This window comes from Williamsoniiplasma lucivorax ATCC 49196 (assembly GCF_000518285.1).
In the GTDB taxonomy this organism is placed as follows: domain Bacteria; phylum Bacillota_I; class Bacilli_A; order Mycoplasmatales; family Mycoplasmataceae; genus Williamsoniiplasma; species Williamsoniiplasma lucivorax.
On the sequence record NZ_JADH01000005.1, the window covers coordinates 1 to 22,602 of the forward strand.

Below are 22,602 nucleotides of genomic sequence, written 5' to 3' on the forward strand. Positions count from 1 at the left end.
TTCACTATTTTTTATTCATATAACCGGATTTATGGTTTGAAATTGGCATATAGGTCAAACATTAAAACAAAGCAGATTTTATTAAAGGATTAAATAAAATACAAAGAATAATTATTGAAATTAATATGATTAAACACATCAATATTAAGCAATATTTAAAAATTTTGTTTGTATTATTGTTTAAAATTTTTCTTTTTTCTAGATCGCTTCTTAATTCATTTTCATTAAAGTCTGATTCTTTATCTAATTTTTTTATTTTTTTTCTTATAATTAGGTAAAAATAAGTTGTTGTTCCTATCAAATAAATAAACAAAAGGACCAAACCTATAATTAATGTAATTTGTTCAAATTTCATAAATTCTCCTATTTCAATTTAAATTTCTTCATTTTTTTACGTCTTTTGACAAACATGATTGTGAAAATAGTTCCAATTGCAACAATTGGTAAAATTAACAATCATCAAAATCCACCAAAACCTTTATTGCTTTTATCGTCAATAATTGGGGGTTCTGGTTTGTCTGGCTTTTCAGGGGTTGGTTTCGGGTCTGGAATATGACTGGATTTTGGGTCATTAATAATTTTATAATCAGTTCCACCCCCTAATAACACTGTTCCGCGAATAGCTTTGACTCTTACCCACATTGTTTCAAATTTTTTAGCATTTAAAAAATCATTAATATATTCTTTGGTACTTAATTCCTGTTCAATATCTAATTTGTTCCCATTAATAAAAATTGCATAATCTTTTCCATATTGATATTCAGGAATAACTTTATCAACTAAATTTCCAGTGACATTTCCATTTTCATCTTTTTCTGGAATTTGAATTAATGTTTCATTTTTAGCCTTACGATATAAGTCTAGGGTTTCTGAGACATAATCTAATAAATAATTTTTATAGAAACTTTCATTACTGTTGCCTTCTTGTTGCAATCATTTCCCCCAATTACCTTCATGATTTTTAAATTTAACAGTCGACAAATCAACATATAAATCCTCATCAAAACTTATATCATTATTTATTCCGACAGTTAATGAATTAACGATATTTAAGGATTCTGGAGTTGAGACAACCTTTAAATCCAACTTTTCAACAGGATTTTTTTCAGAAATACTAACAAATTGACTTAAATCCATTTTTTCAAAAGGAGTTCCATTCATCGATTCAATTGTGTAATCTTTTTGATAAATTGAAGTACCAATCCCAAGCATTTGTAATTTTATCTTTTGAATAATATATTCTCTTGCAGCTAATTCTTCTTTTTTTCTCATCGGGAAATAAATAGGACTTCAGTTTTCTAGATTAGCACGGTCATCTTTTTCTGGATCATAAGTCATATGCCCATTGATTGCTGCAGACACATATTGACGTCAATATTTAACTATTTCTTCATATTTAATTAGCTCTAACTTTTCAGTTGGTGTAATTAAATTATTTGATAACATAAATGTTCTCAAGTGTCCTCCACTGGGAACTGTGAACCATTCGTGGACTTTAGAATTTTTTTGAGAAGCTTCCAAATCTAAAAAACGACGATAATTTTCTTTAGCACTATCTAAAGTAATTATTTTATGGATCGCAGAACCTTGTGTTGCTAAAATATCCTTTCCGTTTGGGGGATTTTGAATACTATTTTCTCCTCAAGATGTTTTGTTGACATTATCTTTTAAATAAAAAATGTAATGTCATGTACCTGGGTTTGAAAACTGTAATTCTTTTTTAACGTCAACAGTTTCCCTATGTCCAATTTCTTGAAAGTTTTCGGGATTGATTTCTACACGTTCAATTTTTGCAAGTTGCTCCAATTGTTCCTTCTTAAATTCATATAATATCCCTTTGTTGACAACATATGCTTCTGCAAAATATCCTCAACGATAATCACCATCAGCAATTTCTCCACCAATAATTTGTCCATATCTATCTTTGGGATCAATTAAGAAAGGTTCTTTTAATGGTTTTTCGTTTACAAAAATGGATTGCGTTCTTGTTCCTGTTTTGGGATTAATATATGGGTCATATAATTCATTTTTCACACCCCCAATAAATGGTTGAGTTAAAACCCACTGGTCATATTTATTTTTATCACCAGGTGTATTTTGTGGGTCTCACCCCATTCATTTGAAGTCAACGTTTGGATTTAAAGAATTAATTTTAATTGTTCTTTTAAATTCTTCCTTGCCATCAACTTCAACAGTGATAACGTAAGTATTCTTATCATCCATTATTGAATCAGTCGTACTTCTTCCATCAGTTAATGTTGCTGTAAAAACATTTTGTCAAACTTCAGTGTCTTTTCCATTAACTAGCAATTTCTCATTACGATTGTTTCCTGAGGCAAAATTGATTGTCATCGCATTGTGATAAATAAAAGTTTGTTCATTTGCCCCTGTTTCTTCATTCTTTTTTTGAATTAATTCAGGCACATCTTCAACGGTTTTAGCAGGATTTGTTAAATCCACAACCTTACCAGGCTTAATTTCTAAACGTTTCAAAAAATTCATATCTCAAAAGTCTTGATCAACAATCAACTTTATTTTTGTTGTATATCTCAAAAATTCTTGATTATGTAACATGTATACTGTTGTCACTTCATTTTTAATGCTATCCCAAGCAACTAATTGATATGTCACCCCATAATCTTTATATGCCGTTCATTGACTGCCAAAACTTTCTTCAGCTCTGATTCTCAATAATTTGTCAATTTCTGTTTTATTAGCCTTACCAGTTGGTTTTAATGTAGCTGGGTCAATTGTACTTTCAGAATCAATTGTTGAACCAGTTCTAGAATGGTATGTAATGGTTTTTTGGCCATTATTAATAACTTGCTGCTTAAATTTATCTAGATTGTATTTCGATGAAATTTTAAAATTATTTGCTTTTGTAAAAGCAATTGTTTCATAATAAGCGCATGAACCTCCATTTTTCCAAACATTAGCTTCCATATAAATAGTTATTTCAATATCATTATCAGAAGTATTCATACTATAATAACTCACAGAATTTGACCTATCACGAGCATTAGCACCATCATCTTTATAAAATTTTGTTTTGTTGTAATTTTTAGACAAATCTAATGTTATTAAATCTGGATGAGTACGAAACTTAAAACCCAATTTGTCATCAGTGTGTGAATGTGTCAAATCAAAAGAAATGTCTTTATATTGATTTTTAAAATCATCAATATTTTTAGCATATTTTGTTGTATCAATTGTAATTGAACTTTGGGTAGTGTTATGAGTTGTGTCTCCATTGGTTCCACAACCAGAAGTCATTGCTTGTGCTTTTGAAGTTCTCACTTCTGTATTTAGTTCTATATTTGGATACATCGGATTCACGACTCGTGCAGATTCACTTTGTGCAAATCTATTTTGCAAACTAACATTATTTTTTTCAATGGTAGGTTTTGAAGTTTTTGAAAAACCAGCACCAATAAAAAAACTCATTAAAGTTAATAAAACTAAAAATAATTGATTGAATATTTTTTTCATAATTTTTCCTTTCTAAGCAACTCCACCAATAACATTGCTTGCAACACCTTTAGCAGCACCACCAGGTCCTCTAAAGGCACCACCCTTGACAACACTACTTCCAAGTCTGGAAGCAGTTTGTGCATTAGCTCTGGTATTTGAACCAATTCTTGAGTAGTTTGAATTTTCTCCAATTGAACTTTCAACTTCTGCTGCTATTTTTTTAATCCCCATTAAAACAGCGATTGTAATAATTGAACTAATTAAAGGTTGAATAATAGTACCCACTTGTCCAGTTGCTGGAGGATAGGCAATTAAACCCTTCATTCCAGCAGCTACAGTTGTAACTAAATTGATTCCAAGCATAATGACGGCAATTGAAATTGTTTTAGCAATGATTTTTTCTCTTGTTTGATTAAATCTAGTCCCCCCATCAAACGCACTTGCACAAGCATAATAAATACAAGTAATAAATGTGAAGAATAATCAAAATGTTTTTTCCAACACTGAAACAAAAATTCCTAAAATAAAGATTAAAGTTGGAATAGCTGCTGCCATTCCGACAAATCCTCAACTTAAAAAGGCTTTAATTACAGGTTTTAATATTGCTGGTCCTCCTGAACCTGGTAATGAACCAGCACCAAGAAGTATATTTAAAATATGATATCGAGCAAAGAAATCACCAGATTGAATTATAGGTGCTCCAAAAAACAATAATTTATAAAGATTATCTGTAATTGCAAAATATTTATCATTTCCATTTTTATTTACCATAAAAGAAATGTATTCAATTCCAATGTTCAAGGCCGTTCCTAAAACAAAGAAGCCAACAGGAATTGCAAAAATATAAATAACTATTTTAACACTTGCTAAGCTTGCTTCCCTTAATCGCATGCCAACTGTTCGCTTATCATCCATATTTACCATTGAGATAATTTGAAATAAGAAGATAATAACTAAAATTAAAGGTACAGAAACAATAACAACTCAAAACGCTAATGGTATATTTTGAATATTTCATTCTTGTCCTCCAAAAATTAATTGGTTAATTCCTCCTGTTGAAAAATTAATTAACATATAATTCATTAAATATGAAATATACATAATAGGAAGAGTAAACATTTTAAGTAAAGTGATCATAAATTTCTGGCTTTTTGCTTCATTCATTTGTTTTAACATAAAAACTAATCTATCAAGAAATTCTTGCTGGTTCCACCCAGGAAATCCGGGAGTGGGAGGTAATGGAAGAATTGGTGTAGTTCCACCAGTTCCTGGTATTCTTGGTTGCAATGATCTATATTGCAAACTACCAATTTTATTTGTTATGTTAATAACTTCTGGAATTTCGGAGTACAAAAAAACAAAAAACATAGTTAATAAAGCACAAACTACAAAAAATATAAAAGCTTTGTTGTTTTTTTTCTCTTCTTTAATAAAACCTCTCTGTTTTTGTCTACTAAATAACATAGAAGAAATCCTGGATTCTAGGACCGATAAAACTTACTAATGCTTTAGCACCACCTCCAATAGTTCCACCAGTTAGTCCCATATTTTTTCCGATTAATGCTGAAGCAAAAACACCACACAACGGCACAACAACGCCTAAACCCACCATTGAGATAACTAAACCGATTAAGTGTTTATTGTATTCATCTTTTTTCTTTTGATTGTTTGCTGCGGCTGCGATGTTTTTTTGAATTAACATTCAAATTGCTACAGCAGCACATGCAATGAAACCAATTCCTCCAAATGCTGTAATTGCAGCTAGAATAATTCCTCCAATATAATCAGCGGGAGCTTGAAGATTTGGTAATTCAGCATCTGCTAAAAAATTTATTGTATTTAAAATCATTTTTCTATTTTCCTTTCTTGAATAACACTGTTTCAATAGTGTCGTTATTCGAATCTTTTCGAATTTTATTGTGTCATTTTTCAATGACTTGTTTTTTCATATTTTCGAATCCAATCGGGGTATCAAAGTATTCTTGTTTGACATCTCCAGATGGATCTAATGTAGCTTCAAAATAATCTGGAGCTAACGATTGCAAAATTGGTAAAATATAATTCAACATTTCTGTTATATATTCCATTTTGCTAATTAAACTAACTGTTGTTAGATTTTGACGCATGGCATTTTCTTTGTCTGCTTGATTTGTTACTTTTATTACAGCTTGTGCTGCAATGTCAGCAATTTCATCAGTTTTATTATCAAATAATTCCCTTTTCATTCCTCGAACTAAAGCATTTAAATAAAAATCATTTGTTTTAGGTTTGGGAGTTCTTTTTCCAGAATCTTTGTGTGCTAAAATTTTTTGTTCAATAAAACGATCAAACTCATAAATAATTGCTTGTTGTGCATCTGTTTTGAACACAATTTTTACTTGTTCTCTTTTGGGTAAACGTTTATTATTTATTGGATTTTCTATTTTGGATTTTGACATTTATCTCACCCCTTTCATTAAAATTTGTAATTTGAATTATTTGGATTTCTCATTTACCCCCATATAAAATTTTATTCAAAATCTCAACTTTACCAATTGGTGTGATAACCACACCTTCTTCAATTATTTTTTCTAATAAATGTGCATAAACACTATTGATTATTTTTTTAGCTTTAACTTGAGTTAAACCAGTACGATAAGCAAAATCTTTAATATATTCACTTTTAAGCATTGTCTCGTCCTCGAATTATATCTTTCTCCACTTTATTCAATTCCACTTGAATACAGTGTCTGTTATTGCTATTTTTCATAAATACACCACGTCCTTGACCAGCATTAAGAATATATTTCATTTCTTCTTGGGTCAAACCACCATCTTGGGTGAATAATGTATTAACATCTTCTGCCCCTTTGGAGTTACATAACATAATTAGTCTTGCTGGGGTGTTAGTTAAAATAGCTTGAGTTTTTTTACTACTTTCTCCATCTTTGATAAAGTCTTTAACATCTTGAGTAATAAAAGTTAACCCAGCATAATACTTTCTAAACATTTTGACAGCTGAGTGAATAAAGTTAAGTGTTACTTCACTATCATTCATAAACTTATGCCCTTCATCAATTAGAAGAGTTTGTTTTGGTAACATTGCAAAAGCTTCTTTTTCTGGATAAGGATGTTTATCTCTTTCAAATTGTTTAACAAGCTTGGCAAATTCAATATCATTTTTAATTCTTAAAGTATTAAAACGATTAGTTACATATGCAAATAGTAAATGTAATAAGGCATTACGAAGTTTTAGATTCGGAGTATCAAAGATTGCTTTAATGTTGTAAACAGTTAATGTGTAATTGCCAATTTCTAATGTTGAATGATTATTTAACAACAACTGATATTTTCCATTATCTAAAAAGTCTTGCGACAATGTATAAATTCATCTTTGGTGCATGACTTTTTGGTCTGGAGCAATAGTTTTTAATTCCAATTGCATTAAGTTAATTAAGTCAGTCATAATTGGAAAATCTTTAGTTTTTAAAGTATCTAAAGTTAATCTGTGATCAAGCGCATTTTTAATAGCTAAATTATTCATATATAAACTTGCTACTTCTTTGGTTAAATAACCAACTTCATAGTCGTTTGCATCTGGATACAATAGTTTAAATCAAGCTTCTAAATTAGTTAAGTGCATTTGCATATCATCAACCAAACTAGAACTCATTTCTTCGTTTGGTGTTGCTAAAATTTGCAAAGGATTAATAACTCCATCTTTAGTTCCAACAGAGACCACTTGTTCACCTAAATTTCTAGCTAAATTGGAATATTCATTTTCAATATCAAAAATGTGTGTGTCAACTCGATTCACAGTATTTCAGATAGCTAATTTTTTAATTGTATGAGATTTACCTGAGCCACTTTGCCCAACAATAATAAAGTTATGCGAAGTTGTTAATCCCTCAGGATAAGCAAACTGGTCATAAATAATCTGGTCACCAATTAAATTGACACCAACATATAAACCATTTTTGTCATTTAATTGTTGAGAAACAAATGGATATCCTAAAGCAATTGAATAGGCCGGAATATAACGAGAGATATGTTTTTTTAAGGGTGTATGTGGTTTTAAAGAAAAATGTTCTAAACCTTCAATTTGACGGTTTAATAGTTCATTTAATGACATTCCACTTTTTTGCAATTCGGCACTCATTGTTAAAACTTGTTCTCTTAAGTCGTCTTCAGTATTGCCAGAAAGAATAATCATTGAACTTACTTCTTTTAATTTTTCTCGTCCTGTTGCTAAATCAGCAACAATTTGGGAATACACTTGATGTTCATATTCCATCGCTTTAATATCAACAACTTTTGTTTGATTAATACTTTCTTGATTACTTTTTAAATTCATTAAGTTACTACTTAAGAATTTGTTTTCATTGACTAAAGCTTCTTTGACAGATATAACAACACTTGTCGTACTTCTAAAGAGGGTTGTTAATCAACCTAACCCAACATTCATTGGATATTTATTAATTGTTGCGGTTTTAAAGTATTTTTCTTCACCATTAGCTTGAAAACAATTACGTTTAAATGTGATTTCTTTAAAAGCTAAAAATTTCCCTAAATCATCTTTATTTTGCTCAATTAATGATGGAGAAATCGGGTCTGCTAGTGGAGTGTAAACCCCAGCAATTAAATTAACATTTTCATAATAATTCATTTTTTTAGCAGATAAACCTTTTTGGTTTAACAAAGCAGTAATGCGATTAATTTCTGTCATTAGCTCTTTTTCTTTTTCACCATACAAAACCAAATGATAACGATCTTCTAAAAAGTCTTTACGATTATCTGTTGCTTTGTAAACATATTTTTTTGTATATTCTTCTAAAACCTTTCGTCTAGAAGAATATTGTTTAATATCAATTTTTTGTTGCTCAAATAATTCGTCATTCACATTAATCAGGCGAGAAATATGTTTGTTGTTTTTATCCCTATTTGACATAACCGACAATTTCACAATTTGAATATCAAATTCTGAATTGACAAAAATATCTCAAAAAGCTTCAACCATTAATTCTTGAGAAACTAAATCTTCTTGAAAAATGTTTTTTCCTTCAAAACTAATTCCACACATAAATAAGTTATCTGTTTCTTTAATGTTACTTAAGATTAAAAAATCTTTAGCCGCATCAATTGAAGAATTTCAATTAACTTTTTTATACGCATTAAATTTTCTTGTTGTATAAATTTCATCTTCAAATTTATAATGTTTTTTATCAATTCTTCGAAAAGAAATTGATCACCAAAATAAATGATACATTCTCACACTATTCCCAGAAACTGGGGATGGCATTAATGGGAGTAAAAATAAAAATAAGATAATTAATACAATTATAAATTTAACAACAATATCAATAATTAGACTTCCCAAACTTGGAATTGCTAAAGCAATTAAAATTCCCACCACAAGACCACCAAGAGCCATAACGATATCTGTTCAAAGAATTCCTCATTTAATTGTTGATTTTTGTGGGGGTTTAGGAATAACTCCTGTGAGTTTCTTTTCTATTTCTTCATTTTCCATATTGTTTCCTTTCTATTCTTTAATCTTTTTCAATAGTTCTTTAAATCCCGCAGTGCACACACGAGACGTTGAAATTTTAAAACTGTTTTTTTCTTCAAAATACCTTTTTAACTCCAACAACATTTCTTGTTCTTTGGGAGTTAAATAGATTGAAGTTTTAATAGCTTTTTTTGTTGACATTACTTCATCTCCTTTCTGAGTTGTTATGTAGTATGTAGTTTATTTTCAAAACCTAAATAACGTTTTAAAAATAAAAAAACATAGTGCTGATATACACTATGTTTTTATTGTGATGTAGGAGACTCCCGAGTTTCGCTTCACCGTCTCCTACCCGCTCGCTTTTCCAGTTAATTTTTATGTTCATCACTTCGTGAAAGGAGAAAAAATATGAAAAAAACCAACTGAATTAGGTTGGTAAAATTCATTATAAAGATAATTGTGCTACTCTTATCTATATAGATTTTACCATAACCACCAAATTTTTTGGTGGTTTTTTTCATTTTCTCCTTTGTCTCCGACTTTAACATAAAAATTGAACTTGCATGAGCTCGCTAACCTCTGCCCACCCACCCGCGATGGGTTTCTTTAAAACTTTAAATGATAAAATATCCTAGTGTTTTAAAACACTAGAAAGGAGAAAAAAATGTATCAAATAATTTTAAAAGAAATGAATGATGATAGTCTTATTGACGCGCCTTTTTCAAAAGAAGATTCGACAATATTTTTGAGTGGTATTGGCACAACTCAAAAATCTGAAATTATTCTTTCTACAATTTTAGAGCAATTATATTGAAATAATAAAATAACTTTAATTGTAAATTCATCAATGAATAATACCTTTACCTATATTTATGATGAGCATAAAAAAATAATGATTAACAATTTGTTTTGAATTGGCACTTTAGAGGGAGCTGCATCAAATGCTTTAATTAGATCTCTTAAAAAAACTTTTAAAGTTTCTGAAAACGAACTTGAAAGTATTATTAAAAATTTTAAATTAAATGGTGAACAATCATCAATTAAAATAGTTTTTGAAAAATAATTTCAAAATCTTCTTGTGAAGATAAATATATTTTATTAAGAGGAAGTGTTAATATTTCCTCTTTTATTTTATAAAATTGTAATTCTAAAATATGTAATTCATCTATAAAAACTATAGCAGGCTTGTTAGTATTTTTGATTTCTGAAATTAAAATGTTTAAATCTTGTGTAATTAACATTTTTTTATTCGGTAATTTAGAAAAATATTCATTTTCTGGATCTAAAATAAAAATATTATATTTTTGATCATCAATATTTTTTAATTCATTAACAATTCAACTAGTTTTTCTACTTCCTGCTTTTCCATTTATGAAAACAACATCATTTTGTTGTTGATATTTCATATAAGTTATAGTTAATTTTTTACTCATATTCTTTCTCCTTATTTTTTATTCTTATTTAAATCTTTTAATTTAGTTTTTTTAGCACCACTAAATATTGGTGACGATTCAGGTCTATTTGAATAAAATCTATTCTTGTTATTTCTCACTTGTTTACCAGTAAATTTTTGTTGGCAAGTTGGGCATTCAAATAGCACAAATGTGCTTTTATGAATTACCTTGTTTTTAAAACTTTTACAATCCTCATTTTGGCAACGGTAATTTATAACTCTTATTGGTTTTCTTCCAACAATGCTACTCATGATTATCCCCTTCTTTCTTTAAAAGATAATTATCTTCTGCTTTAACTAGTGCATCATTCATTGCTCTTAAATTGAAATCTTGTTTTTTATGTTTAAGAAATAGTTTTCAATAAAGTTCCCATTTATTTTTTGCTGGATATTGCTTATTTATTCAAATAAGAAAAATGAACAAGCAAGGGTTGAAATTAAATAAAATAAGACTAACAAGAAAGTAGGTTTTTGTATCTAGCTGATATTTAGACATATCTCAATTTTCTGCTTGTTTTAAATGCTCAATAGTTGTTCCAACAATTGCTACAAACATAAAAAACCAAAATGCAATAACTGAAGCCATCAAAGTTAGACTCAAGATATAAAATAGCATTCTTTTTCACATATGTTTTTGCCTATAGTTCATTTTAAATAAGCCAAACTCATCACTAATTTCATCGTGTGACTTGTTTTCAAAAATATAATCAACTAAGACTTTATTTTTAAGTGTTGTGTCTCAACAATCACTTTTGAAATTCAATTCTTTTTTAAATTGCTTTTCTTCTTTTGTTTGTTTTTTAATTTTCATATTTTTCCTTTTTTGTATTTAAAATTTCATTTTCTAATCCAATTCTAAAAATTTCAGAACGATTATACTTTAAACCTTTTTGAGCATACATCTCTTGAAGTTCTTGTTCTAAAGCAATTGCTTCAACACTTAATCAAATTGTCATATGACCAGGTTTACCAGGAACTCTTGCTAAGTTGTTAGTTGTTCTTTTTGGTTTAACGTATGTAGTAGTATGTAGTGTTTCAGAAGGATTGTTAATTGATGTATCTAAATCTAAAAAATCTAATTTCTTTTTCTTTGTTGTTTGAGCAAACTTTGCTGTTTGTGACAAATCAATAGTTTCTTTAGCCATTATAATACTCCCTTCTTGATCATTTCATTTACTAAATTTTTAAAAGGATTACCCTCAATCGCTTTAAGATTTTCTTCTTCAAGAAATTTAATTAATCCTTTAGTTGGTTTTCAATTATCAAATGTTTTAATATCAACAACCGATTTACCACCAGTAATTGTTGATTTTTCAATATTAGTGTTTTCTGGAATAAAAGTCGTAAATTTAATTTTTTCAATTAATTCAATCTTTTGTGCAGCTAATAACATTTGTTTTGACAACTTGTCTGATTTAATACGGTTGAGAATCACCCCATTCATATTATTTTGAATTTCATAAGCTTCTGCTTTTTCATTTCAATCATCTCAATTCTTGAGAAAACCTTTAATCGCAGATTCACTACGATCCATGACTTGAATAATGCTGTCAGATGCCAAATAAGCATTTAAAACATAAATATCTCAAGCTGGATTTAAATCAATGAATAAGTAGTCAAAAGAATTATTCACTTGTTCAAATAATGCTAAGTTTAGAGCTAAAATCTTTTCGCTAGCTACTTGAGATTTAATAATATCAGTTTCGTTATATAAATCACGACCCCCAGCAATTACAAAAATATTTGGATTGCTAGTTGGTTCTATTGTTTGTAGCAAAACCTGATGTAGATAGTTTTCGCGATTTTCTTTATTGGCTCGCTTTAGTCAGTGTTTTGAATATGACTCACTAGAATCAATATTGAAGTTATCTGTAATGGTTGCTTGACCATCTAGGTCAAGCACTAAAATCTTTTTGCCTAATTCTGCAAGAGTTTCCACTATTGCTTTTGTAATTGTTGTTTTACCAACACCACCTTTATTTTGGTGAATTGTAATTGTTTTCAATTTTCTCTCTTCCTTTCGAGTTCTATGTATGTACTATGTAGTACATAATTAATTTATTTATAGTCTTCGTGACTTGTTCTAATTTTGTTGGGTTGAATCAACATTTTTAAATATGTGGATTTCAATGACAACTGAGTCAGTTGCGTTTTTAATATTGGTTGAAATTAAATCAACTTCATAATCCAAGAATTTCAGATCATGTTTCTTATTCATAAACTCTTTTAGTTCAGAATAAGGATTGGCATTTAAAAAAAATTCTTGGTCCTCATTAAGCACCATCAGATATGTTTTTTGATCATAAATCTTTTCTAATAAATTTTTTAAAAGCATCTGTTCTCCTTTTCAAAAGAAAATCTTATTTGATTATTTCTATTGTGGTTGGATTCTATTCAATCGGAATAACAAAAATTATCACAAAAGATATTTGAATTCTTTTCAATAATGATATTCATCGATCAAGAATCACAGTTTTTAATATGAATTGTTCCATAGCACTCTGCACATTGGCTAACTTCCTTTTCGGGAAAACTATCAAATTCTTGATTGCATGAATTACATTCAAATGTAGTTCTTTCGCTTATCATAATATTTAACCCTTTCTTTTATTCAAACAAAGCAATTAGTTCTTCATCTGTTTTATTAAAGTCAACTGGTTCTGGTTCTATTTGTTCATTTCCATTAATAGTTTGTTCTTTATTGTTTTTAGTTTTTGGTTCTAGGTATTGAATTCGTTCAACAGTAACGCTAGTAGTAGTTTCAAACTTACCATCTTTGTTACTATTTCTCACACTTAATTTTCCTTCCACACAAATTAAACTACCTTTGTGTAAAAACTTAATCATGTTCTCAGCATTTTCATTAAATGCTAAACAATTGATGAAATTGGTGTATTCAGCACCATTTCTGTATTCTGATACAGCTATTGTAAAAGGGGTAAAACTTTCATTTTTAACTGTTTGTTTTAATTCTATGTCTTTAGTAATACGACCAATTAAAATTACTTTATTCATTTTTTTATCCTTCTTTCTATTTTTTATTTGTTTGAATTTTGATTTGTTTTTGGGTTTCTGGTTCTTGTTTATTAGAATTTAAAATTTTGTCTGCTTCATTTAACATTATTTCTAAATCTGTTTTAGGAGCTCTCCCCATGTACACTTCTTCAGCCTTGCCTAAAAGAGCAGTTAAATTAATTTGTCCTGGTTCAGTACCACTAACCTCTTTTTTAAATTTGGCTGATTTTAAAATGTTTTTTTCTTGATCTTTAATTTCACTTCATAAGATGTCAGCCTCTTTATCTAATTTTTTGCTTTTACTCATACTCGTTCTCCATTTTTCTTTTTTTGATTTTTTGTTAATATAAAAATATTTTTCATGCTGTTAAAGCATTTTTTAGTAGAACACTCACTCTCCAAGGTTATTTGACCTTCATTATTTAAATTTTGAATAACAGGATTGTGTTTTTTACAAGCTTGACATTCCCAATAAATATCTTTCATATTTTTTTACCTTCAGTTCTTTTTATCTTTTTTTAGTTTTTGTAAATTCTTGTATTTCTGTTTGGTTATTTTTAGGTTTTAAAATTGAATCAGCAGCATTTAAGGCCTTTTCGGTATTTAATGAAACTTCTTTAATTTCTTTAAGCAAATTTGATACTTCATTTGTTTTGTTTGTAAATGGATTAAAATTCATTCCAAATTTTTTACTGTAATGTTTTTCCATTAATTTTATGAAGTTTTTAATACCCGGGCTTCTAACTATTGATTTATACACAGAAGAGTTTTTTTCTTCTTTGTGGGTTCTTGTGGAAATTTCAAAATCTTTTTTTAATCCTATGCATCTCTCACCATTATTAGAAAATCACACTTCATTTGCCTTTGCTTTATTTACAATATTTATTTCTTTCTTTGTAAGTGGTTCTAAAATAAAATTAGATTTGCTTATGTGAAACTCACTAGAGTTGTTTTGTATATAGTAATAATCTCTAGAAGTTAATATAGTTCCATTTGATCTAATTATTAATCAATTAGTATCATCATTATCTTTGTTTGATAATAAAATTAAATTATATTTATTTGTAGCCTTATCATAACTTATAAAATATCCAGGTCTAATTTTTTCATCTTCGATTCTTTTGCTTTTACCGTGAATAGGTACTCCCGGAAAAATTTTTGGTTTTTTATAATTTTTGCTCATTTTTTAAAAATAAAAATCAACACTTCCAAAAGCGTTGATTAAAATGAATCATCAATTTAATAAATTAACCTTAATAAATTGACTTATAAAAGAATAACGGGTAATCGAACTTTTATAAATCTAGTTGTTCGGAACCACCCCGAACCTTGCATAAACATCGTTGAGAGGCTTTAGCTCACATTTATAATACAACACTTTTGGGTTAAATTCTATACTTATTGTTGTTTTTATTTGCACTTTCTATTTTTTTCTTTTTATTTTTTTGAATTCTATCTAAAGCAGATAAGATTTCAATTTTGTTGTAAGCTTCACTTTTCATGACTGAATTTAAAATTCAATAATCATTATGTGTGAGGTTAGTTTTGTTAGTTCATTTTTTAGATTTGTTTTCGAACTCAATTATAATTTCATCAATAGCTAGTTTGATATCGTCTTGAGAATATTTATAATCAAGAGTTTTTAAGTATTCATAATATTTTCACTGCATTAGTTCTATTCCTCCACTTCATTATTAACATCGACAAGATATCATTTGAATGTATTATCCGATTCATGCATGAATTGATGTTTTTTACTAGGTCAAATATTTAGATAAACCTTTAATGAGGGTACTATCCCGTTTCTCATATCTTCAGATAACTTGATCATTTTTAAAATTGTTTGATTGTCATATGAATGAGCCCAGATATAACTGATTTTTAAATCTGGTTCTTTAATCCTAATTTTAACTTTTACTCATTTTGAATCTTGATGTTGAATCGAATTGGAATAAATGATTTGTTCTAAAATAATGTTTTCTAAAGTTAAATTAACTTTAATTTCTTTTTTCAATTTTCTCTCTTCCTTTCGAGTTCTATGTATGTACTGTGTAGTACGTACTCTAATTTTTGAAAAGTTCAATTTCAATATCGAGTTCTTTTCTTTCTTTGTTTATTTCTTTCTTTAGTACTTTTAAGATACTTAATAGATATTAGATATTGATATTAGATATATATAATAGATATTAGATATAAGATATTTATATATAACTAAGTTACTTATAAATACTAAAAATTGATTTTTGCCATTTTAGAATTTTTAACATAGTGTATATTCAGTTTTCAAAGAACACACTTTCTCCCTGATACGTTCTGTACACTTCCCAACCCAGATTAACGGCTGATCTCAGAAATTAGCATTTTTATTTGTCCCCGATTTCAGCGCACAGGTACAAACAGACAATTAAAATTAAAAAAGTAGGTTTCCCTACTTTCCCCTACATCCTTTTTATACACCCGCACCAATTTTGGTTATTGCTTTAATTGCCGGGTTGTGAACAATGGTTTCTTCATGAACTTTTAAACAAAAAGATGGTGTGATTCTGGAATTGATGGGTTTAAAAGTTGATAAGGTTGATGCTTATAAATTGATTGCCCAAAAATTCAATGAAGCAAGACCACAGAATAAACATAAAGTGAAAGTGGTTGTCACTCCCGGCAATAATGTCCAAAACGAAATTGCCTCAGGCCAACCATTACCAAACTTATACAGTTCTTATGGAGATGCTGTTGTTAAATTTGATGCCCTTTTAAACTTAGTTGGCAAAAAAGATGTCGTGGTCAATATGGCCGAAGCTATTAATTGAGATACAAATTATCGCACCAACCAAGCCGACCCACTAACTCATAAAATTCGTTATGTTGACCAATTTGCCCAAAACAATGCCAAAAATGGAAATCAACTAACGAATGGAAAAAGTTTGGATGAAATTACACATGTGACTAGTGATCAAAATATTGATCGTTTTAGACCATTAAAAGATTCCTTTGTCACTGAAGGAACATACAATGATAAATTATATGTTGCACCGATCACTAAATCGGGAATGAATGGGATTGTGAATAAACGTTTATTAAAAGAATTGGTTGAATTAATTACTGGCCAAACCCAAGATTGATTAAACGTTGAGAATTATGCAAAATTTAATTATTTAAAATCTCGACAAATGGGTGATTTGGTTTGGCCAGTTGATGATGACCCAACACAAAATAATCTCGCTGAAGGTGATAAATATAAATTAACACCAGCCAATCGTTTTAGAGATGTCAATAAAACTTTAAAAGAATTAGTCACTGCTTTTTTTGGGACAGCTCCAATTGATCAAGATCCTGAAGATTACATCGCAAACGCGATGCAAGATATGTCTGTTTTAGAGGTGTTATTGACAGCTTATACTAAGTTATTACACACTCAACCACATAACAAAAACTTTAGACAAACTATCGGAATGGCGATTGATGATGAAGCTGGTTTTATTTATGCGATGCAACAAAATTTAAAACAAGAAAAAGAGATTTATGAATGAGATAGTCGTAAAAATTTTGGTCAAACTTTAAAACTTAATGACCAAACTGGATCTAAAGCAATTAATCAAACAATTGATTTTTATCGTCACTTTGCTAAAATTTCTCCCCTTGATTCAGAAGCTGGTGGGGCAGGAACATCCGATCATGGTTTTGGTGGTTTAGGAACCAAAGGACAGGCTGGAGTTTATTATTCAGATAAATGAGTTTGAGGTGGAACATTAACTTATTATGGTTCAACTGCCGGAAACCCTTATTGAACTAAAACCTCAAAATGAACTGATAAAATTTCTGGAACATTAAAGGTTCCAGAAATTAAATTGGATCGCGATTACACCACAGAATTTGTCGCTGCTCTGAGCGATGAAGATAAAAACAATATCGATTATAAAGTTAGTGAAGCTGATAAGTGAGCAGCGATTGTAAAAAAAGATAAAAATAATAAATTTTATTTATCAGTTGAAAAAACTTTAAAACCAAGCAAACCAAATGATAAACCACGAGTTGAAAGTGTCAAGCTTAATTTAACCACAACCGGGGAAACTAAAATTGAAACCAAAAAAACATTTGGTGTTTTTGATACAGATATTGCTGTGGTTTCTTCACCAGGTTATATCAAAGCAGAATCAACAAGTAAAAACACCGAATTAAAACCACTGAAAACTATTCCTAACCTTGTCCAACAAGGTCCAGGATTTGCGATGTTCAAAGATCCGAACCAAAACAAAAATGAAATCGCAATTGACTTTTTAAATTACTTTTTACAAGCACAAAACAACACTGATTTTGCTTTATCTTCTGGGTATATCCCAACTAATCATTATGCTTATTTTAAAACTCAAGGTGAAATACCAAAAGTGGTTCGAACAGAAGATTTTAACTATTACATGCAATATATTAATTATGGTTTAAAAGGTTATAACCCCAAAGATCGCTATCAAGGTGAATGACCGGCATCAGTTAAATTATTTGAACCAAAAGAATCATTGAAAAAAGTTGTTCTTGGTGTGGTGTCAAATAAATTTAAATTTTGAACACAAAGTCCAAGTCCCTTTGGAGATATGGTGAGACACCAAATCATCTCCCCTTGAATTCATCAAATGTATCGCATCGAAGGTTCACATCCAGAAGTCAATATGACTCCTGAAACTTTCTGATCTGAGCATAACATGGAAAGTATCAAGGTTGCAATTAAAAACATTTACCCAATTTATGGGGCTTTAGAATTAGAATCAAAAAGTCAAAAAGGAGAACAAACATAATGAGTATCAGATTAAGAAATATCGTTGTGGATTATGGTAATGCCATTGCGATTAATAACTTATCACTATCAATTGAAACCGGAGAATTAGTCTCGCTCTTAGGTCCTTCAGGATGTGGTAAAACCACCACTTTAAATGCCATTGCTGGTTTAATTCAAACTACCCAAGGACAAATCATTTTTGATGGAGTTGATGTCACTCAACGTTCTCCCCAAAAAAGAAATATTGGTTTAGTTTTTCAAAACTATGCTTTGTATCCGCATTTATCAGTTTTTAAAAATATTGCTTTTCCCCTTTATCAAAATAAAAAATTTAAGATTGAAATTGGCAAAAATAATAAGCTAATAAAACTTCAAATACAAAATTTAAAACAACTTTCTGCTTCAAATAAAGCTTTGCAATTTCAAGAAGAAGTTGATAAAAACCTGACTAGCATTATTGATCAAATTCAAACCAAGTTTGATCAGATTACAACCAACCAACTAAAAGAAGTTCAACAAATTTGTGATGATAATGCGATTGCGATTTATGGAACTCATGAATTTAATGCTTTCCGATCAAGAATGTTTACTATTTGATATGATGCTGCCCGTGCTTTTGCAGAGCAACAAAAATATGATTTATACCAAACAATTTTTAAAATTTTAAATAGTAAAATAGAACAAATGAATCAAATGATTAATGAGCAAGATGCGCATTTAAAAATTGATTTCATCTTGATCCAAAATCAAAAATATCTCCAAATCGAAAGAATGGAAGAAATCAAACATAAAGTTGGGGCAATTCAAGAATCAATCAAATCTAATGAAGAATTATTACAAGATGAAATCAAAGGAATGGTTAAATTATGAAAATTACAAGGAGTCGCAATCAAGTGATTGGTCACTCTTGACCAAAGAAAAGAAATCATTGATCAACATGCCAAAGAGTATTTAACTTGAACCCAAGAATTTGTTAAAGAGGTTCAAGAATTGGTGGAAAATCTAGAAAACCATCAAACTATTTTTTTGAAACCAATTGAAAAAGCTTTAATCACTTGTAGTGAAACTAAAGTTGAACCAATCGATGTTCATGCTAAAACTCAAGCATTAAAAGCACAACTGAAAAGCTTTCGCCAAGAGGTGAAAAAAGCTGTTTTAGATGTTGCTGAAAAAGTCGAAATCACTAACCAACTTCACAAACGACCAAGTGAACTTTCTGGAGGCCAACAGCAACGTGTTTCGATTGCGCGAGCAATTGTTAAAAAACCAAAAGTGCTTTTATTAGATGAACCACTATCTAATCTAGATGCTAAATTGCGTGTTTCAACTCGTGAATGGATTAAAAAATTCCAAAAAGCCACCGGAATTACTACTATTTTTGTGACTCATGACCAAGAAGAAGCAATGAGTATTTCTGACAAGATTTTTGTCATGAGTCAAGGCAAACTGCAACAAGGAAATACACCAATGGAAATTTATTCTAAACCTGAAAATGTTTTTGTGGCTAACTTTATTGGGACTCCTTCAATGAACTTCATTGAAGGAGCAAGAGTTAATGAAGATGGCATGGTTTTTATCGGAGATATTTCCTTAGGACAAATACAAAATTCTCATTACTTTAATAAAGAAATGATTGTTGGAATTAGACCTGAGCATTTTGAATTAGCTAATTCCAATGCCTCAATTATCAAAGCAAATTCCAAACCAATTTATGCCAAAATTGACCTTATTGAAAAACTAGGTCGCAGCGAATATATCAAAGCAATCTTGCTTGATACCAAGCAAGAAATTCGTGTTATTTATGATGCTAAAACTGCCACTTCTAAAAATGATGAACATATTGAATTAAATGTTATTCAAGGCCATGTTTATCTTTTTGATATTGAAGATGAAGGCAAGTTAGTGGAGGTGATTTAAATGGCAATCACTAGTTTAGAAGAAAAATTAAATCCATCCAAACCAACCACACTTACATCATCAACTTTATCTGCTCAAGAAGTTAATAAATCTTTGAAAACTAGATTAACTTCAATGAGAACAAAAATGAAAGCCAAAAGAACAACCAAGCGTGAAGATAATGTTTTTTTGCAAATGATTTGAATTACTCCCGCTTTAGCTTTTATTGCTTTGTTCATTTTCTTTTCAGCTTTTATTGTTTTTAAAAATGGATTTAACTCTTTCCCATTAGATATTAAATGAGCCTTTACTTTTAAAGTGTTTGAAGTGGTGGCCCACGACCCAACATTCCAAAGAGCTTTAATTAACTCATTGTTATATGTGGTTGTGACTGTTCCAATTGGTCTTGTCTTTTCCATCGGAATTGCCAAAGCACTAGCATCGTTGTTAAGTAAAAGAACATTTTCTTTCTTACAAGGATTATTCTTTTTACCATATGTCACTAGTGCGATGGCTGTGGCGATGGCCTTTGCTTTCATGTTCAGTTCTAATTCAGCAGGGATTTTTAACAAAATCTTTGGGCTTTTTGGAATTGAAGCAATTAAGTGATTAGAAGATCCAAAATATGCGATTTTAACCGTTTTAATTTTTGGTATTTGGCGATCATTACCGTTTCAAATTGTGATGTTAACCACCGCTTTCATGCGCATTAACACTCAGTATTACGCTGCCGCTAGTGCTGATGGCATGAAAAAATGAAAACAATTTTGAAGAATTAGTATTCCCCAAATTGTACCGACAATCATTTATTTAACAACCGTTGGCATCATTGGTTCATTTAAAGCTTTTCCATTAGGATTATTTGGTTCTGAAAAAAAGGCTGAATCAGTTAATGCCCAAACTATTGTCTTTTGAATTTATGACCGCACCACTGGAACCGGGGGAATTCAATCCAACCAAATGGCTGGAGCAGCATCTATCATTCTCTTGGCAATTATTTTAGTTGTGACCATCATCAACCGTCGGGTAGCCAAAGTATTAAGTAAAAGATATCGCTAGGAGGAATTATGACACCAAAAAATAACCAAGATTTGACCCAAACTACTTTGGCCCAACAGTTAACTAATGTTAATCAACAAGATAATTTGCAAGCTAGTCGCTTATTAATCAAAAAACAAAAACATGATTTAACAGTTGAAAAAAATCATCAACGCACTTTGTTTTGAGAAAACAAAAAAAGCAAAGCAAGCAATACTTTGATTAAAACGTTGATTTCGCTCTTTTTTAGCATTGAATTTTTCTTAAGAGAAAAATTCAAAAAAGTCAGACATTATTCATTTTTAAAACTTGTGCATAAGAAAAAAGAATTTACCTCAAGAATGGCTGGCGAAAACATTAAAAGCAAACTAATCATGATGTTGATTAGATTTGTCTTTTTAGCCTTGATGGGGGTAATTGTCATCTTTCCATTCTATTGAATGGTTTCAATTGCTTTTCGTTCACCAACCGAAATTAATGATGCAGCTTCTGGTCAAATGTCACTATGACCACAAACTTGATCACTTGAAGCTTTTAATATGTTATTTAATAATCCAAAAGCTGAATTAAATATCACCACAGCCATCGGAATCTCATTTGCTGTCAGCATTACTTCGATTGCTACCCAAACTTCCATTTCTTTAATTGGTGGATTTGGGATATCACACTTAAGAACACGCGCCAACGAATTCTTCGTCATGGTCTTGTTAGCAGCAATGATGCTACCAGGTGAAGCATTACTTGTTGGGCAATATTTAATTGCCACCAAGTTAGATATGAAAGAAACATTTGCAGCTTTATTTGTGCCTTTTTTAGGTAATGCATTCACTATTTTCTTATTTATGAATGCTTTTGATGGAATTACTGATTCGATCAAAAAAGCGGCGAGAATTGATGGGGTTTCAGATTTTAAATTCTTTTGAAAAGTAGCTCTACCTCTTGTTAAACCAATTATTTTTACATCTGTTTTGATGGCTTTCATTACTTCTTGAAATTCAATTCTATGACCACAAATGGTAATTATTGAAAATAAAAAACTCTATACACTACCAATGATTTTATGAAACATTATGAATTCAACTGGTGACCCACAAAGTGTCTGAGCTATTGATTTACCTGATGGAGGAAAATTAATGGACCCACAAAATTTAAAAATGGCAGCTTCGATTATCGCTATTGTCCCAATGTTTATTATTTTCGTTTTAACTAAGAAATATCTAATTCGCGGAATTACTAATAAGAACGGATCAAAAGAATAAGCTTAATTTTGTTTTAAAAAATATAAAACCACTTTGATTATCGCTAATTAATAACCAAAAAACCAATCAAACCAAGCAAAAACCTTTGTTTTTATAAAGGTTTTTGCTTGGTTTTCATCATTCTTTCAGAACTATATATTCAATCATTTTACTATTAACAGCTAATTTAATTTATATTCTTATAAGGTTTTGCAAAGATAAAATATTTTTTAAA

Annotated in this window: 24 protein-coding genes; 5 read left to right on the forward strand and 19 right to left on the reverse strand. The window is 29.7% G+C overall.

The window, feature by feature from the left end:
• Positions 1–61 precede the first annotated feature (61 nt).
• From P695_RS0102110 to P695_RS06075, 8 genes are read right to left on the reverse strand one after another with little or no spacing between them, the layout of a single operon-like run.
• Positions 62–355 carry a hypothetical protein gene (locus tag P695_RS0102110; protein ID WP_028126639.1) on the reverse strand — a complete coding sequence of 98 codons (294 nt, stop codon included), beginning with the start codon at positions 353–355 and terminating at the stop codon, positions 62–64.
• A gap of 8 nt (positions 356–363) precedes the next feature.
• Positions 364–3,489: an Mbov_0399 family ICE element protein gene (locus P695_RS0102115; protein WP_028126640.1), complete on the reverse strand. Its 3,126-nt coding sequence runs from the start codon at positions 3,487–3,489 to the stop codon at positions 364–366.
• Between the two features lie 12 nt (positions 3,490–3,501).
• Positions 3,502–4,935 (reverse strand): Mbov_0396 family ICE element transmembrane protein, encoded by a 1,434-nt coding sequence (locus tag P695_RS0102120; RefSeq protein WP_028126641.1) that lies wholly within the window; start codon positions 4,933–4,935, stop codon positions 3,502–3,504.
• Positions 4,925–5,320 carry a hypothetical protein gene (locus P695_RS0102125; protein WP_028126642.1) on the reverse strand — a complete coding sequence of 132 codons (396 nt, stop codon included), beginning with the start codon at positions 5,318–5,320 and terminating at the stop codon, positions 4,925–4,927. Before P695_RS0102125 ends, P695_RS0102120 begins: the two co-directional genes overlap by 11 nt.
• Positions 5,321–5,324: 4 nt before the next feature.
• Positions 5,325–5,909: a hypothetical protein gene (locus tag P695_RS0102130; RefSeq protein WP_028126643.1), complete on the reverse strand. Its 585-nt coding sequence runs from the start codon at positions 5,907–5,909 to the stop codon at positions 5,325–5,327.
• On the reverse strand, positions 5,875–6,141 hold the full coding sequence (locus tag P695_RS0102135; protein WP_028126644.1) for an HU family DNA-binding protein: 267 nt from the start codon (positions 6,139–6,141) through the stop codon (positions 5,875–5,877). Before P695_RS0102135 ends, P695_RS0102130 begins: the two co-directional genes overlap by 35 nt.
• Positions 6,134–8,980, reverse strand: coding sequence for an Mbov_0397 family ICE element conjugal transfer ATPase (locus P695_RS0102140; protein ID WP_028126645.1), 2,847 nt, complete (start codon positions 8,978–8,980; stop codon positions 6,134–6,136). The genes P695_RS0102135 and P695_RS0102140 overlap by 8 nt, the downstream gene beginning before the upstream one ends.
• A gap of 12 nt (positions 8,981–8,992) precedes the next feature.
• Complete coding sequence (locus P695_RS06075) at positions 8,993–9,160, reverse strand: hypothetical protein (RefSeq protein WP_156922731.1); 168 nt, start codon at positions 9,158–9,160, stop codon at positions 8,993–8,995.
• Positions 9,161–9,623: 463 nt separating this feature from the next.
• Between P695_RS06075 and P695_RS0102150 the strand changes: the two genes are divergently transcribed.
• Positions 9,624–10,022, forward strand: coding sequence for a hypothetical protein (locus P695_RS0102150; protein WP_028126646.1), 399 nt, complete (start codon positions 9,624–9,626; stop codon positions 10,020–10,022).
• Here the strand turns inward: P695_RS0102150 and P695_RS0102155 are convergent.
• From P695_RS0102155 to P695_RS0102210, 11 genes are all read right to left on the reverse strand, one after another.
• Entirely contained in the window at positions 10,000–10,392 is a 393-nt protein-coding gene (locus P695_RS0102155) for a P-loop NTPase family protein (protein WP_028126647.1), read from the reverse strand. The two genes, P695_RS0102150 and P695_RS0102155, sit on opposite strands and share 23 nt — an antisense overlap.
• A 264-nt stretch (positions 10,393–10,656) precedes the next feature.
• Entirely contained in the window at positions 10,657–11,223 is a 567-nt protein-coding gene (locus P695_RS0102165; protein WP_028126649.1) for a hypothetical protein, read from the reverse strand.
• Complete coding sequence (locus P695_RS0102170; protein WP_028126650.1) at positions 11,213–11,557, reverse strand: hypothetical protein; 345 nt, start codon at positions 11,555–11,557, stop codon at positions 11,213–11,215. Before P695_RS0102170 ends, P695_RS0102165 begins: the two co-directional genes overlap by 11 nt.
• Positions 11,557–12,417, reverse strand: a complete 861-nt coding sequence (locus P695_RS0102175; RefSeq protein ID WP_028126651.1) for a ParA family protein — start codon at positions 12,415–12,417, stop codon at positions 11,557–11,559. The genes P695_RS0102170 and P695_RS0102175 overlap by 1 nt, the downstream gene beginning before the upstream one ends.
• Before the next feature lie 78 nt (positions 12,418–12,495).
• Positions 12,496–12,747: a hypothetical protein gene (locus P695_RS0102180; RefSeq protein WP_028126652.1), complete on the reverse strand. Its 252-nt coding sequence runs from the start codon at positions 12,745–12,747 to the stop codon at positions 12,496–12,498.
• 272 nt (positions 12,748–13,019) lie between these two features.
• Complete coding sequence (locus tag P695_RS05395) at positions 13,020–13,427, reverse strand: single-stranded DNA-binding protein (protein ID WP_051437336.1); 408 nt, start codon at positions 13,425–13,427, stop codon at positions 13,020–13,022.
• Between the two features lie 16 nt (positions 13,428–13,443).
• The gene (locus P695_RS0102190) at positions 13,444–13,734 is read right to left on the reverse strand and encodes a hypothetical protein (protein ID WP_028126653.1); all 291 of its coding nucleotides are present in this window, start codon (positions 13,732–13,734) and stop codon (positions 13,444–13,446) included.
• Complete coding sequence (locus P695_RS0102195) at positions 13,713–13,913, reverse strand: hypothetical protein (protein ID WP_028126654.1); 201 nt, start codon at positions 13,911–13,913, stop codon at positions 13,713–13,715. The genes P695_RS0102190 and P695_RS0102195 overlap by 22 nt, the downstream gene beginning before the upstream one ends.
• Before the next feature lie 22 nt (positions 13,914–13,935).
• A complete protein-coding gene (locus P695_RS0102200; RefSeq protein WP_028126655.1) occupies positions 13,936–14,610 on the reverse strand; it encodes a hypothetical protein in 675 nt (224 codons plus the stop codon).
• Positions 14,611–14,812: 202 nt separating this feature from the next.
• Positions 14,813–15,097, reverse strand: a complete 285-nt coding sequence (locus P695_RS0102205) for a hypothetical protein (protein WP_028126656.1) — start codon at positions 15,095–15,097, stop codon at positions 14,813–14,815.
• 5 nt (positions 15,098–15,102) lie between these two features.
• Positions 15,103–15,441 carry a hypothetical protein gene (locus P695_RS0102210; protein WP_028126657.1) on the reverse strand — a complete coding sequence of 113 codons (339 nt, stop codon included), beginning with the start codon at positions 15,439–15,441 and terminating at the stop codon, positions 15,103–15,105.
• Between the two features lie 487 nt (positions 15,442–15,928).
• Here P695_RS0102210 and P695_RS0102215 point away from each other — a divergent pair, with 487 nt between their 5' ends.
• The 4 genes from P695_RS0102215 to P695_RS0102230 are packed head-to-tail and all read left to right on the forward strand — an operon-like array spanning position 15,929 to position 22,388.
• Positions 15,929–18,214, forward strand: a complete 2,286-nt coding sequence (locus P695_RS0102215) for a type 2 periplasmic-binding domain-containing protein (protein ID WP_028126658.1) — start codon at positions 15,929–15,931, stop codon at positions 18,212–18,214.
• A complete protein-coding gene (locus P695_RS06390) occupies positions 18,214–20,112 on the forward strand; it encodes an ATP-binding cassette domain-containing protein (protein ID WP_028126659.1) in 1,899 nt (632 codons plus the stop codon). Before P695_RS0102215 ends, P695_RS06390 begins: the two co-directional genes overlap by 1 nt.
• Positions 20,113–21,150, forward strand: a complete 1,038-nt coding sequence (locus P695_RS0102225) for a carbohydrate ABC transporter permease (protein WP_028126660.1) — start codon at positions 20,113–20,115, stop codon at positions 21,148–21,150.
• Between the two features lie 8 nt (positions 21,151–21,158).
• Complete coding sequence (locus tag P695_RS0102230) at positions 21,159–22,388, forward strand: carbohydrate ABC transporter permease (protein WP_028126661.1); 1,230 nt, start codon at positions 21,159–21,161, stop codon at positions 22,386–22,388.
• Positions 22,389–22,602: the final 214 nt, after the last annotated feature.